Source organism: Streptomyces sp. T028 (assembly GCF_048159505.1).
GTDB lineage: Bacteria > Actinomycetota > Actinomycetes > Streptomycetales > Streptomycetaceae > Streptomyces.
Window position 1 is genome coordinate 117,203 of the sequence record NZ_JBLRVZ010000032.1, and the last position, 13,566, is coordinate 130,768.

The 13,566-nt window shown below is 69.8% G+C and carries 9 protein-coding genes and 1 pseudogene; 2 read left to right on the forward strand and 8 right to left on the reverse strand.

All coding sequences use genetic code 11. From position 1 onward, the window contains the following. Position 1: 1 nt before the first annotated feature. Both ACLZN2_RS30330 and ACLZN2_RS30335 read right to left on the reverse strand, forming a co-directional pair. Positions 2–1,327, reverse strand: coding sequence for a carbohydrate ABC transporter substrate-binding protein (locus ACLZN2_RS30330; protein ID WP_416982562.1), 1,326 nt, complete (start codon positions 1,325–1,327; stop codon positions 2–4). Between the two features lie 207 nt (positions 1,328–1,534). Next, the gene (locus ACLZN2_RS30335) at positions 1,535–2,554 is read right to left on the reverse strand and encodes a LacI family DNA-binding transcriptional regulator (RefSeq protein ID WP_416982564.1); all 1,020 of its coding nucleotides are present in this window, start codon (positions 2,552–2,554) and stop codon (positions 1,535–1,537) included. Positions 2,555–2,628: 74 nt separating this feature from the next. Here ACLZN2_RS30335 and ACLZN2_RS30340 point away from each other — a divergent pair, with 74 nt between their 5' ends. Then, complete coding sequence (locus ACLZN2_RS30340) at positions 2,629–4,419, forward strand: glycoside hydrolase family 35 protein (protein ID WP_416982566.1); 1,791 nt, start codon at positions 2,629–2,631, stop codon at positions 4,417–4,419. A gap of 77 nt (positions 4,420–4,496) precedes the next feature. Here the strand turns inward: ACLZN2_RS30340 and ACLZN2_RS30345 are convergent. The 6 genes and pseudogenes from ACLZN2_RS30345 to ACLZN2_RS30370 all read right to left on the reverse strand — a co-directional run. Continuing rightward, positions 4,497–4,847 (reverse strand): annotated as a pseudogene (locus ACLZN2_RS30345) (SsgA family sporulation/cell division regulator); the annotation flags it as partial. Positions 4,848–5,033: 186 nt separating this feature from the next. Further along, on the reverse strand, positions 5,034–7,511 hold the full coding sequence (locus ACLZN2_RS30350; protein WP_416982567.1) for a carbohydrate binding domain-containing protein: 2,478 nt from the start codon (positions 7,509–7,511) through the stop codon (positions 5,034–5,036). A 113-nt stretch (positions 7,512–7,624) separates the two neighbouring features. Then, positions 7,625–8,482 carry a glycoside hydrolase family 43 protein gene (locus ACLZN2_RS30355; RefSeq protein WP_416982569.1) on the reverse strand — a complete coding sequence of 286 codons (858 nt, stop codon included), beginning with the start codon at positions 8,480–8,482 and terminating at the stop codon, positions 7,625–7,627. Between the two features lie 374 nt (positions 8,483–8,856). Further along, positions 8,857–9,783 (reverse strand): carbohydrate ABC transporter permease, encoded by a 927-nt coding sequence (locus ACLZN2_RS30360; protein ID WP_416982571.1) that lies wholly within the window; start codon positions 9,781–9,783, stop codon positions 8,857–8,859. A gap of 32 nt (positions 9,784–9,815) precedes the next feature. Beyond that, positions 9,816–10,688 (reverse strand): carbohydrate ABC transporter permease, encoded by an 873-nt coding sequence (locus ACLZN2_RS30365; protein ID WP_416982572.1) that lies wholly within the window; start codon positions 10,686–10,688, stop codon positions 9,816–9,818. 134 nt (positions 10,689–10,822) lie between these two features. Next, positions 10,823–12,091: an ABC transporter substrate-binding protein gene (locus ACLZN2_RS30370; protein ID WP_416982574.1), complete on the reverse strand. Its 1,269-nt coding sequence runs from the start codon at positions 12,089–12,091 to the stop codon at positions 10,823–10,825. Between the two features lie 416 nt (positions 12,092–12,507). Between ACLZN2_RS30370 and ACLZN2_RS30375 the strand changes: the two genes are divergently transcribed. Continuing rightward, positions 12,508–13,527 (forward strand): LacI family DNA-binding transcriptional regulator, encoded by a 1,020-nt coding sequence (locus ACLZN2_RS30375; RefSeq protein WP_416982576.1) that lies wholly within the window; start codon positions 12,508–12,510, stop codon positions 13,525–13,527. Positions 13,528–13,566 lie beyond the last annotated feature (39 nt).

Consider the following 13,566-nt stretch of genomic DNA (forward strand, 5'->3'; position numbering starts at 1 on the left):
CTCAGTCGCCCGCCTCGCGCAGCTTCTCGCTGGCCTCGTTCAGCGCGGACTGCCACTTGTCCTCGGTGGTGTCGCCGCTGATGATGCTGTTCGCGGTGTCGAAGAGGGTGGCCTTGATGTCGACGCCCTCGACGGGAGCGGTGCTCGCGAAGCCGCCGACCAGCGCGGACACGTCGGGGTCCTCGTACACCTGGTAGAAGGCGGCGTTCTCGCCGGTCAGACTGCTCGCGATGCCCTCGGTGGGCTGGATGGCGTTCGACTTGGCGAAGATCTTCGCTGCCTCGTCGGAGTAGAGGTAGGCGATGAAGTCCTTGGCCGCGTCCTTGTGCTGTGCGGCGGTGGGGATCCACACCGATTCGACCGAGGTGGTGATGTAGCGTTTGCCGCCCGCCGTGACCGCCGGCAGCGGGGTCAGCGCCCACTGGAAGCCCTTCGCGCGCGGCGCGTCGGCCATCTCGCCCACGATCCAGGTGCCGTTCGGCATGAACAGCGCCTTGTTGTCGAGGAGCAGCTGCTGGTTCTTGGTGAAGTCCTGCTCGTTGGCGTACCCGACGGTGGTCGGGGCGGCGTAGCCCAGCAGCCGGGTGGTGAGGTCGAGGGCCTTGCGGGCGTTCGCACTCTTCCAGACGTCCTTCTTGTACGTCATGACGTCCGTGTAGAACTGCTCTCCGCCGATGTCGGCGAGCAGTGCGAAGAAGTACGAGTCGAGGTAGCCGGCCGTCGGGTACGTGAACAGGGGGATGCCCTGCTTCTTGGCGGTGTCGCCGAGCGCGAACATCTCGTCCCAGGTCGCCGGGACCTTCCACCCCTTCTCCTCCAACAGGCCCTTGTTGTAGAAGAGGCCGGTCGGGGCGTAGTACATCGGCAGCAGATACGTCTTGTCGGTGCCGTAGGGGTTGGTGTTGAGGTTGCCGACGATCCCCTCGGTGAGCTTGTCGCCGACGGTCTTCGACTCGCCGGGGACCTTCTCCTTCAGGACGGGGGTGAGGTCGTCGAGGGCCTTGTCCTTGATGAGGGTCTCGGTGAGCCCGGCCTTGCGGCCCTGGCCGAGGACGACGACGTCCGGGTAGCGGCCCGCCTTCATGTTCGGGGTGATCTCGTCCTCGATGCTCTTCGAGATCTTCAGCTGGACGTCGATGTCGGGGTGGGCGGTCTCGTACGCCTTGATGACCTGGGTGTACATGTCCCTGCCGTAGCCGCCTTCGAGGGCGGCGACCTCCAGGGTCGTCTTTCCGGAGTCCGTGCCGCTCCCGTCTCCGGCCGAGCAGCCGGTGAGCAGTGAGAGCACCGTGACCGCGGCGCCCGCGAGGACGAGCGATCTCCTCATGGGGGGTCCTTCCCGTGGACAGTTGCCCACCTGGCTGCGAGCAGGAGAACGGGTGGAACGGGAGAACGGGTAGAACGGAGAACGGGTAGAACGGGGAAACAAGTCCGGCTCACCGTGTTGTTACGGTGGCATCGATAACATGAGGCCATACGGTGGCACCGATCAGGGTGCGGCGCAAGGGGCCGAAGTGAGGCGGTTCCGTGTGCCTCAGGAACGGCGCGGCGGTGCCGTGGAGGCGCGCAGCGACAGGGACGCCGTGGCCGCGGACTCCCCGGCATCGGTCTCGTCGTCGTCCAGCAGCAGGGCGACCGCCGCGGCGCCGTAGCGGTAGAAGTCCTGGCGGACGGTGGTCAGCGGTGGGGCGCAGTAGGCCGCGAGGGCGATGTCGTCGACGCTGACGATGGACACGTCCTCGGGCACGGAACGGCCGCGCTCACGCAGCGCGCGGATGACGCCGAAGGCCATCTCGTCACTGGCGACGAAGACCGCGGTGACCTCCGGGATCATCGCGACGATCTGCCCCAGCCGGTGCCCCGAGTCGGGCGACCAGTCGCCCTCCAGGGGCGGGGGCGCCTCGATCCCGGCCGCGGCCAGGCACTCCTGCCAGCCCTGCCGCCGGCGCCGCGCCTCGATCCATTCGTCGGGGCCGGAGATGTGCCAGACCTGCCGGTGGCCGAGGTCGAGCAGGTGCTGGGTGGCGACCCGGCCCGCCTCCCGCTGGTCGATGCCGAGCACCCGCGCGCCCGCCGTGCGCGAGCCGTCGAGGGTCACGGTCGGAATGTCGCGGGTGATGTCCTCCATCTTCGGCGTCACCGAGATGAGCGGTACGGCGATGACGAAGCCGTCGACGCCCTGGTCGGCGAGCCTGGCCAGGGCCCGCTCCATGAGGCCGGTGTCGAGCGCGGCGATGGTCGCGATGTTCACCGCGTAGCCGGCCGCGCCGGCGGCGGCCTCCACGCCCGCGGTCACCGCCGAGCGCGAGTAGTAGCCGCCGGAGGCCAGCAGGACGAGCCCGATGGTGTGACTGCGCCCGGAGGACAGCGCCCGGGCGGCGCTGTTGAACCGGTAGCCGGTCTGTTCCACGGCGGCGAGCACACGCCGCCGGGTCTCGGGGTTGACGTTCGGTGAGCCGCGCAGCGCGCGCGAGACGGTCTGCGCCGACACCCCGGCGGTCCGGGCCACGTCGGCCATGCTCGGCTGCCTCGGCCGCACGGTGCTCTCGCTCATGACGCTCCCTCCTGTGTCCGTACCGATCCTAGCGTTCTTGTTACGCATGGCATCGATAACATAGGCTCCCGCCCGTGACTGAGCTGAGCACGACACATGCGCTCACCTGGGACGCGGGCCGCCTGTACCGGCACGGCGTCCCCCATCGCATCCTCTCCGGGTCGCTGCACTACTTCCGGGTCCATCCCGGCCTCTGGCGGGACCGGATCCGCAGGCTCGCCGACCTCGGCCTCAACACCGTCGACACCTATGTGCCGTGGAACTTCCACCAGCCCCGCGAAGACGAGGAGCCCCGCTTCGACGGCTGGCGGGACGTGGAGCGGTTCCTTCACCTGGTAGCCGAGGAGGGCCTCGACGCCGTCGTCCGACCGGGCCCGTACATCTGCGCGGAGTGGTCCAACGGCGGTCTGCCGAGCTGGCTCACCGCCCGGGAGCCGGCGGTCCGCAGCTCGGATCCCGCGTTCACCTCCCCCGTCGGCCGCTGGTTCGACCGGCTGATCCCGCGCGTCGCCGCGCTCCAGGCCTGTGCGGGCGGGCCGGTCGTGGCGGTGCAGGTGGAGAACGAGTTCGGCAGCTACGGCGACGACCACGCCTATCTGCGCCGGCTGCGGCAGGGCCTGGCCGAACGGGGCGTCAGCGAGCTGCTGTTCACCGCCGACGGCCCCACCGAGCTCATGCTGGACGGCGGCACCCTGCCCGGCACCCTGACGGCCGTCACCCTGGGCTCCCGGCCGGAGGCCGCCCGGCGGCTCCTCGCGGCACGCCGTCCCGACGAGCCGTTCCTGGTCGCCGAGTTCTGGAACGGCTGGTTCGACCACTGGGACGGCCGGCACCACATACGGGAGGTGGAGAGCGCGGTCGGCACCCTGCGCGGGATCCTCGCCGACGGCGGCAGCGTGAGCCTCTACATGGCGCACGGCGGCACCAACTTCGGGCTCTGGGCGGGCGCCAACGAGGAGTCCGGCCGACTGCGCCCCGTGGTGACGAGCTACGACTCCGACGCGCCGATCGCCGAGGACGGCAGCCTCACTCCCAAGTTCTTCGCGCTGCGCGAGGCGCTCGGCGCCCGCGGCCCCGTCCGCTCGGAGGTGCGCCCGCCCAAGCTCCCGGCGGCCCGGCTCCCCCTCGTCCACCGCGCCGACGTGCTGGCCGGTCTGACCGCCGTCCCGGCCCCGGTCACCACCGGTCCGCGTCCCGCCTCGTTCGAGCGGCTCGGGCTCGACGCCGGCATGGTCCGGTACACCGCGCACCCGCGGATCCCGTCCGGCGCACACCGGCTGGTCCTCACCGACGTACGGGACCGGGCCCTGGTCCTCGTCGACGGCACGCTGCTCGGCGTCGCCGAACCCGACTCCCCGGAGCTCCCCCTCCACGGCACCGGCGAGGTCGTACGGCTGGACGTGCTGGTCGAGAACCTCGGGCGGGTGAACTACGGGCCCGGCATCGGCGGGCACAAGGGCCTGCTCGGAACCGTCCTCGTCGACCGGCGTCTCGTCCAGGGCTGGGACAGCGCACCGGTCGCGCTGCAGGAGTGGACCTCCGCCGAACTGGCCGACGCGGTCGCCGCCGGTCCCGCGCGCACACGATCGGGCTTCGCCACGGCCGTGTTCCCCGTCGGTACCCCCGCGGACACCTTCCTCGCGCTGCCGGGATCGAGCCGCGGTCTGGTCTGGGTGAACGGCTTCCTGCTCGGCCGCTACCGCGAGAGCGGCCCTCAGCTGACCCTGTACTGCCCGGCCCCGCTGCTGCGGACCGGCGACAACACGGTGACGGTCCTGGAGCTGGAACGGCTCGGCGGGACACTGGAGTTGCGGGACCGCGCCGAGCTGGGGCCGCCGGAGGAGTACGTGGAGGAGTTCGACTGACGGGCGGGGTGGCCGCCCTCGGAGCCCTGGGCCGGTACCGCGACCCGCTCGTCGACCGTGGACCAGCGGAGCAGGAAGCGCCGGAGGGCGGCCGTGTCGAAGCGGACCAGTGCGGAGCCCTCCGACGCGCGGAGCTCCACGGTCGTGTGCGCCGGCCCGTACGGCCGGACCCGCACACTGCCCCCGTCGGCCGGGCCCTCCAGTCCCTGTTCCAGGAGGGCGCGGGCGAACACCCAGGTGACCTCCTCGCCGTCCAGCGAGGCACAGGCGGGGAACACCAGCCTTACGGCGAGGGGGTCGTCGGAGGTGCAGCGCAGGTTGGCCGGCACGGCCAGCTCACGCTGGTCACGGGTGAGCAGGCAGGCCCCCATGGGCTGGTCGAGGCTGATGTACACGGCGGTCTCCGAACTGGGGCGGGGCGGCGGCATGTTCCGCCGCCTCGCCCTGAAGAGCGAGGAGAAGGCCGGGCATTACGCCACTCCGGAGAACCCGGACTATGACGTGCGTCACAGACTACGAGCGCAAGCACCCGTGGGCGGGCCGGTGCTTCCGGTCCGCCCACGGTCCTCGGTGTCGCTCGGTGTCGCTTGGTGTCCTCCGGGGAGTCGGTCGGGTCAGGGCAGCTTGATCAGGGTGTAGTCGTCGCAGTAGCCGGCCGCCGAGCCCGCGTTCTTGTAGCAGTAGACGCCGGCCGAGGTGGTGGACGCGCCCGTGGTGAAGAAGATCGGCTGCTGGGCGTAGGACGTGGTCGAGGTCCGAAGATACGTTTCTGCACCGCCGAAGCTCTTCACGCCGACCGCGACCTCCTCACCGGCGGTGGCCGCCTTGGCCCAGCCCGCCAGCAGATAGGTGCCGCTGGAGGTCAGACCGCTCACCGTCTGGATGGCGCCGCTGGCGCTGACGCCGGTCCGCAGGGCGTACGTGCCGGTGCGGGCGTTGGAGGCGACGACACTGGACGCCGTACCGGTGCTCTGGGCCCAGGGGGTCAGGGCGCCGGTCTCGAAGCCCGGGTTGGTGATCGCGTTGGTCGCGGAGGACAGGGGCTCCACCGCGAGGTCGTCGCAGTAACCCGCGCCGGTGCCGCCGGTGTTCTTCCAGCAGTAGACGGTGGCCGTGGTGTTCGAGGAGCCGGTGGTGAAGAGGACCGCGGCCTGGGTGTACGCGGTCGTGGCGATGTTGGTGTAGGTCTCCGTGCCGCCGAAGCTCTTCACCCCGATCGCGAGGGTCTCACCCGCGTTGGCGACCTTCGCCCAACCCGTGAGCAGGTACGTGGTGTTGGGGCTCAGACCGGTCAGCGCCTGGTTGGCGCCGCTGCCGCTCGCCGCGGTGGTCAGCGCGTAGGTGCCGGTGCGGGCGTTCGACGAGGTGACGGACGGGGCCGCACCGCTGTTGGTCCAGGGGCTCATCGAGCCCGATTCGAACCCGGCGTTGGAGACGAGGTTGCCGCCGGTGCCGTTGTAGGCGCCGATGTTGGGGGCGGCCGTCGCGGAGACGGTGTTGCCGAAGGCGTCCTTGCCGCCGTTGGAGCTGATGACCGTACCGGCCCGGATCACCGGCGAGGAGGGGTGGACCTGGTAGGCGCTCGTGCCGGTGTAGGTGGAGGAGCTGTTGGCGTTGCCGGGGTTGCGGAACTGCGGGTCGGCCGTGACCTTCGCGGCGTCGGCGGGCTCGGAGGACGGGTGGTTGCCGTAGAAGAGGTTGTTGGAGTAGACGGACCCGGCGCTGGTGGTGAAGTAGCCGCCGGTGCCGTAGTTGAAGACGGCGTTGTTCTGGAAGGACAGGGTGCCGGTGACGCTGGAGCCGCGCCGGGAGTACAGGACGGGGGTGTTCAGGCCGCTCTTGTTGACGTAGATGCTGTTGTTGTAGATGAGTGGGACGGCGACCGAACTGCCGCTCTTGTTGGGGATGTTGCCGACGAAGTGGAAGACGCCGGTGCCATGGGTGGGGGTGCCCGCAGCGGGGCAGCCGGCGTTGGTGCCGTCGTTCTCGCTGATGTTGTAGCGGATCACCGTGCCGTCGCTGGGGACGGTCGAGGTGGGCTCGTTGGCGATGGTGAAGGGCGGCATCAGCAGCATGAAGCCGCCGATGTTCTGGTGGCTGTAGTTGTACTGGAACGTGGTGTTGTGGTTGCCCCAGTCCACGTCGAAGCCGGTGCCGTCGGCACCGTCGACGTGGCAGTAGACCTCGTTGTTCTGCACGACGGTGTCGTTGCTGCCGGACATCCAGATACCCGCCGAGGCGCGGTTGCAGTACTGGCCTGAGGGCGGGCAGTCCTCCTTCGCACCGCCGTAGCCGGCCTTGTTGCCCTCGATGAGGGCGCCGTCGTTCTTGACGACGAGGATGTCGTCGGCGCCGCTGTAGGTGATCGTGTTGTCGCGGATGACCGTGTTGGTGGTCTGGTTGGTGCCCTGGCCGTCCCCGTCCGGGGTGACCGCGACGGCGATGCGGTCGACGTGGTCGAAGGTGTTGTTCTCGATCACCACGTCGTCCCAGGTGGACGCCGGGGTGGTGTGGTTGGTCTGGACGCCGACGCCCGCGTTGGTGGCGTACCAGCCGCCCGAGTAGCCGCTGATGTGGTGGATGTTCATGTCGTGCACCCGGATGTGGTGCAGGACGCCACCGGACGCGTTCTCGGCGAGGACACCGGAGCGGTAGTTCGGGGAGGAGGCCGCGTTGGTCAGTTCCAGGCCGCCGATGTCCCAGTACTGCTGGTTGAGCAGGTGGATGACGGGTCCGGTGGCGCCGTTCGCGTCGATGACGGGCTTGGCGCCGGAGCCGTAGGAGCTGATCGAGATGTTGCTGCCCGAGGCTCCCGAGCCGCCCGGGGAGAGCTGGCCGGTACACGTGGTGCCGGCCTTGAACAGGATGCTGTCGCCCGCGCCGAACGTCGTGCTGTTGACGCTGCCGACCGCGTTCCAGGGGCTGGACTGGCTGCCGCTGCCGTTGCTGGACGCCGAGCAGTCGACGTAGTAGGCGGTGCCCGCCGCGTGCGCGGCGGTGGCCGGGACGAGCAGGGCGCCCGCCAGGGTGGAGAGCAGGGTGAGGATGCGGGACGCCCGTACGCCCGGGCGGTCCGTTCTGCGGCGCTTCATCGCGACGCTCCTTGGTGGGTGAAGGGGTCCTCCGCGGCGCGGGATGCGACGCGGCTCTTCGAGCACCGGGCCGGCCGGCCGAACCGGCCGCGCCCGGAGTTCATGCGGTCGCCTCAGCGCGCGGGCAGGGCGGCCGGGAGGGGCGTTTCGAGGACGGAGGCGTGCCGCATGCCCGGCGGCAGGGCGAGGGAGACCGGCTCCCAGGCCACGCCGTCCTTGCTGCGGGCCGCTCCGTATCTCCCTTCGAGGAAGTGGTCGAAGATCATGACCATCTCGTCCCCGCGCCGGAAGATCGACGGGCCTTCCACCACGGAGGGGGTGACCGGTCCCACGGAGGAGGTCCACGGCCCGCCGGGGGTGTCGAAGGTGGTCAGATGGATGTCCTTGTGGGCGGTGGCGAGGTCGTTGGTGCCGCGCTCGTCCTTGTACGCCATGAGGAAGCCGCCGCCCTCCAGCTCCCGCACGGTGGCGTCGATGACCGGATGGCCGGGGTCGAAGAAGATGTCCGGGTCCGAGAAGGTACGGAAGTCCTCGGTGGTGCAGTGCCAGATGCGATGGTCCTGGCCGATGTGCTCGTAGTCCCGGCCCTCGGCGGTGGTGCCGGCCTCGACGACCGACGACCAGATGAGGTGGTACGTCCCGGTCGCGCGGTCGAGGAAGAACTCCGGTGCCCACGCGTTGTGGGCGCCGTCCACACCGGCCATGACCGGGAGGAGTTCCTGCGCGGACCAGGTGACGAGGTCGGCCGAGGTGGCGTGGACGATGTACGGGCTGGTCCAGCCGTCGGTGGCCAGCAGATGGAACAGGCCGTCGGGGCCCACCCCGATGAACGGATCCCGCAGCCGGCCGGTGCCGACCGTGCCCCGCAGGACGGGGCTGCCGCCGTTCACGGGCGTGAACTCATGGCCGTCGTGGCTGTAGGCCAGGTACAGCGCCTCTTCGGCGTCGGTGAAGTAGGAGACCACGTACATCGGTGGCGGGTCCTTCCGGGACGTCGGGGGCAGGGGATGCCCGGGACGGTGGGGTCGTGGGACGGCTGGAGGCCGTAAGGCAGTACCGGGGTGGCGCGCGGGGACTGGGGCCGGGGATCGGGGCGAACGTGGGGCGGGCGGGCCGTGGGTCCAGGGCCGGGGTGGGGAACGCCGGGCTGGTGGCCGGGCCGGTCCGCCTGGGCCCTTCCGGCCTGGGCCCTTCCGGCCTGGGCCCGTCCGGTGGGATGGCCTTCGGCGTTGGGGATGGGCGTAGGCGTTCCGGCGGGGCCGGACGGTCGGTCAGGCCGCCCGGGACGGGAGGCGGCGGTGCCCCCGCCGGTCCGCGTCGGCTGCGCGGCGCGGCGCCGGGTTCGTCACTTGACCGCGCCGGCGGACATGCCGGCGACCACCTGGCGCTGGAAGAAGATGAAGATGATCAGCAGTGGGAGTACGCCGAGGAGGGCGGCCGGGAAGAGGGTGGTCGGCTGCACGGTGTGCGGGTCGATGAACGAGTAGGCGTTCACCATGACGGTCCGCTTGTCGGGATCCTGGAGGAAGACCAGCGGGACCAGCAGGTCGTTCCAGATCTGCAGGGAGACGAAGGTGAGCAGCGTGCTGGTGACCGGCCGCAGCAGCGGCAGGATGATCGTGAAGAACGTACGGAACGCGCCGCAGCCGTCGAGTGCCGCCGCCTCCTCCAGATCGGTGGGGACCGAGCGGATGAAGCTGGTGTAGAAGAACACGGCGACCGGCAGGTTCAAAGCCGTGTAGATGAGGACGACGCCCGCGTAGCTGTCCAGCAGGTTCAGGTCGCGCATCAGCAGGTACAGCGGGGCCGCCACCACGAACACGGGGATCGAGGTGCCGAGGATGAACAGCCGGTACACGGCGGTGGACCAGTGCTGGGTGATCCGGGCCAGCGGGTAGGCGGCGAGCGAGCCGATCACGGTGATGGCGACGCACGACAGGCCGGTGATGAGCAGGGTGTTGAGGGTGCTGCGCCCGTAGTGGATCTGGCTGAAGGCCTCGGAGAAGTTCTTCAGTGTCAGCGAGTGCGGCATGCCGAGCGGGGAGCGCGCCACGTCGGCCGCGGTGCGCAGCGAGGTGGCGACCGTGAAGAGGAACGGCAGGACGAACAGCAGCGTGCCGAGGCAGAGCAGGACGGTGCCGAGGCCGCCGGTCAGCCGGCGCAGCGGGCCGCGGGACGGTCCGGACGCCGTGTCGGGGCGGGTGGGGGCCGGGGGCTTGCCGACGGCGGACGGCCGGGTCCGGGCCGGCGGCGAGGTGATGTCTGAAGTCATGGTGGCGATCCGTCAGCTTCCGTCGGTTTCCATCAGATGCGTCGCTCGCGCAGCCGGAGCAGGGAGGAGGTGGCGCTGGACAGGACGACCACGGTCACGAGGAGGACGACCGACAGCGCGACGCCGTAGGCGAACTTCCCGCCGCCGAAGACGTTCCGGTAGACCAGCAGGGTCAGCGTGTCCGTGGCTCCGGCGGGGCCGCCGTTGGTCAGGACGAGGGGGAACTCGAAGACCTTCAGCGAGCCGATCAGGCTGAGCGTCACGTTGACGGTGAGCGCCGGGGCGAGCAGCGGCCACTCGACGCTGAGGAAGCGCCGCCAGCCGCTCGCGCCGTCCAGGGCCGCCGCCTCCAGCAGTTCGGCCGGCAGGTTCATGTAGGCGGCGAGGAAGATCGCGCAGGAGTAGCCGGTGAACATCCAGATGTTGACGGCGGCCACCGAGTACAGCGCGGTGGAGGTGTCGCCGAGCCAGACGTGGTTGAGGCCGTGCAGGCCGACCAGGTCGAGGAGGGCGTTGATGCCGCCGGTCGGGGCGAACAGGTACGACCAGATGAAGGCGGCCATCACGGGGGAGATCAGCGTCGGTGTGAGCAGGACGACGTTGAGCGCCTTGCGGACCTTGGGGCGGCGGAACAGCATGCTCGCGAAGAGCAGCCCCAGGCCGTTCTGCACGACCACGACGACGACCGCGTAGAGCACGGTGTGCCACAGGGCGGCGGTGACGGCCGAGTCGTCGGCCATGGCCTCGTACTGCTGGGTGCCGACGAAGTGGGCGATCGGGCCGCCGAGGCTGTCGGTCATGCTCAGATAGACGCCGCGGGCCAGCGGATACAGCATGAACACGCCGTAGATGACGATGGCCGGCAGCAGGAAGGCGGCCATGGTGGCGCGCCGTCGGTGGAACACGGGGGTCCTCCTCTTGCCCGGGTTCTCTTGCCGGGATGTGGCCGTGGCGGGGGCGGTCAGGAGCCGTTCCTCGCGCCCCCACCACGGCTGACCAGGGGTGGCCGGTTGTCTCCGGCCGGTGGCTTCGAACCGGGCTACTTCGCGGACGCCGCGGTCTGGATGTCCTTCAGGGTCTGCGCGGCGTCCGCCTTGCCCAGCAGATAGGCCTGGATCTTGGAGCCGGTCGTGGTCTCGGAGGCCGCGCCGTACCAGGAGTTGGACGGGAGGATCCGGTAACGGCCGTCCTTGAAGGCGTCGGTGAAGGCCGTGGTCTCGGTGCTCTCCGGGGTCAGCCCGCCGGTGAAGGGCGACTCCGCGTGCTCGGCCTCGAGGTACTTGGCGAGGTTCTCGTTCTGCGACCAGAACTTGACGTACTCACGCGCCGCGTCGCCCTGCTGTGACTGGGAGTTGACGGCCCACATGGTGCCGGAGAAGAGCATGCCGTTGGGCTTGGTGCCCGCGGCGCCGCCCGGCCAGGGCGCGAAGGAGACGGGGAAGCCGGCCTTCTTGACGTTGGAGACCTGCCAGGCGCCCTGGTACCAGAAGGCGCTCTTGCCGGCGCTGAAGTCCTGCGGGCCCTGCGCCCATTCGTCGACGCCGAGTTCGTTCTTCCAGCTGACGTACCCCTTGTCCTCGAGCGTCTTCAGCTGCTCCAGCGACTCCTTCCAGTCGGGGTCGAAGGAGGCCTTGCCGTCCAGGAAGTCGGCGTCCCACGTCTTGCTCTTGTTGTAGACGAGGGTCGATCCGGCGGCCTGGAAGACGGAGCTGCCGGTCCAGGCGGACTTGTCGGGGAGCGCGATCGGGGTGATGCCGGCCTTCTTGACCTTGGCGAGGTCGGCGAGGAACGTCGGCCAGTCGGCGGGGACTTCGGTGATGCCCGCCTTCTTCAGCAGGTCCATGTTGGCGTACAGACCGATGCCGATCAGCTCCATGGGCATCGCGAGGGTCTTGCCGTCGGTCTGCGCGAACGGCTTGGCGTCCGCGGCTATCCGGCTCGCCCACGACTCCCCGGACAGATCGGCGAGGTAGCCGGAGGCACCCCACTTCTTCATCTTGTCCGTGTCGACCATGATGACGTCGCCGGCCTTGCCGCCCAGCAGTTCGGGCTGGAGCTTCTGGACGTAGGTGTCGTTCGCGGTGATGTACTCGAAGTCGATCTTGATCTTCGGATTGGCCTTCTCGAACGCCTTGTTGATCTCGGCGACGTTCGCCGGCTCCGCCCCGCCGCCCTTCCATGCCTGCACATGAATGGTCACCGTGCCGTCGGCGGAGGCACCGGACGAGTCACCGCCGCACGCGGCCAGCGACATCGCCATGGCGGCGACCGTGGTGGCGACCGCGAGACATCTCCCAGAGCGCTTCATTGCACACCTCACCCATCGTCGGTACGGACCGACTTGTCACGTCTGAAGGGGTTCTGAATCGTTCAGCCCGCACCGGGTGGGTGCAGCGCTGATCCGTATGGAAAAGGGTCGGTCGACCCGAGTTGCGGCGAACGTTACGTGCCGATGGCCGGGAACTGTAACGCAAAACTTAGGCGACATCTATACGTAACTTTCCGTGGCCGCCCGACACGGTCGGCGTGACATCGCCCGACCGAGCCTCACCCCAGGACGGCGACTCACGCCCTGCTCGCGGGGCCGAACCCCATAACCACCTGGCACTTCATTGACGCCTCGCGCGACTTATCGTTAAAGTTTCCAGCGATATACGGCACGGGCTGGACAGTGCAGGCTCTAAAGTCGTCGCGTGCCGGGCAGCGCAGGCAGAAGGAGTTGGGGTGGCAGGGCGGGTGACCATCGCGCAGGTGGCCGAGGAGGCCGGCGTCTCCGCGATGACCGTGTCCAACGTCATGAACGGCAAGCCGGGGGCCTCCGAGGAGACCCGGCGCCGGGTCATGGAGGTGGCCGCGCGGCTCGGCTACCGGCCGAACGTCTCGGCCCGCAACCTCAAGGCCGGCCGCAGTGGGCTCATCGGGCTCATCGCCCTGGACCTGACCAGCCAGTACGGGCTGGAGATCCTGCGCGGTGTCGCCGACGAGCTGGCCGACGCCGAGCAGGAGCTGCTGGTCAACGCCTCGTACCACGACGCGGTGCGGGAGAAGGACCGGATCGAGTTCCTCGGACGCGGTCTGGTCGACGGCGTCCTGCTGATCGCGCCCGTCCTGGAGAACGAGACGGTCGAGCTGCTGCGCCGGCAGAAACTGCCGTGCGTCATCATCGACCCCCGCCGCCTGGACGTGCCGCTGCCCCGGCTGAGCGTGGACAACTACCACGGGATGCGCCAGGGCACCCGGCATCTGATCGACCTGGGGCACACCAGGATCGCCTACCTCCGCGGTGAGGAGGACCTGGAGAGCACGTCCATCCGCTTCCAGGGCTTTGAGGACGCGATGCGGCTCGCCGGGCTGAAGGTCGAGGAGCAGCTGGTCGCCTCCTGCGACTTCTCCTACGCCAGCGGCTTCCGCGCCGCCTCCCGGCTGATCACCGAGCACCGTCCCACGGCGATCGTCGCCGGCGCCGACCTCATGGCGCTGGGGGCTATCGACGCCGCGCGGGCCTGCGGGCTCACCGTGCCCGCCGACTTCTCCGTCGTCGGCTTCGACGACCTGCCGCAGGCGGCGCAGAGTTTCCCCGGTCTCACCACCGTGCGCCAGCCGCTGCACGACATGGGCCAGAAGGCGGCCCGCGCGCTGCTGTCCCTGATCGAGGGCCAGCGGCTGCTCATGGAGCACATGGAAGTGGGCACGGAGCTCGTGGTCCGCAACTCGACGGCAGCGCCGGGCGGCGCAACGCCGTAGGGCGCACCCGCACGCGACCGGAACCGGTTCGCCGCGCCG

Bases quoted from the DNA above. Each gene is read 5' to 3' on its own strand.
- ACLZN2_RS30330 (WP_416982562.1), bottom strand. From the start codon at position 1,327: ATGAGGAGATCGCTCGTCCTCGCGGGCGCCGCGGTCACGGTGCTCTCA.
- ACLZN2_RS30335 (WP_416982564.1), bottom strand. From the start codon at position 2,554: ATGAGCGAGAGCACCGTGCGGCCGAGGCAGCCGAGCATGGCCGACGTG.
- ACLZN2_RS30350 (WP_416982567.1), bottom strand. From the start codon at position 7,511: ATGAAGCGCCGCAGAACGGACCGCCCGGGCGTACGGGCGTCCCGCATC.
- ACLZN2_RS30355 (WP_416982569.1), bottom strand. From the start codon at position 8,482: ATGTACGTGGTCTCCTACTTCACCGACGCCGAAGAGGCGCTGTACCTG.
- ACLZN2_RS30360 (WP_416982571.1), bottom strand. From the start codon at position 9,783: ATGACTTCAGACATCACCTCGCCGCCGGCCCGGACCCGGCCGTCCGCC.
- ACLZN2_RS30370 (WP_416982574.1), bottom strand. From the start codon at position 12,091: ATGAAGCGCTCTGGGAGATGTCTCGCGGTCGCCACCACGGTCGCCGCC.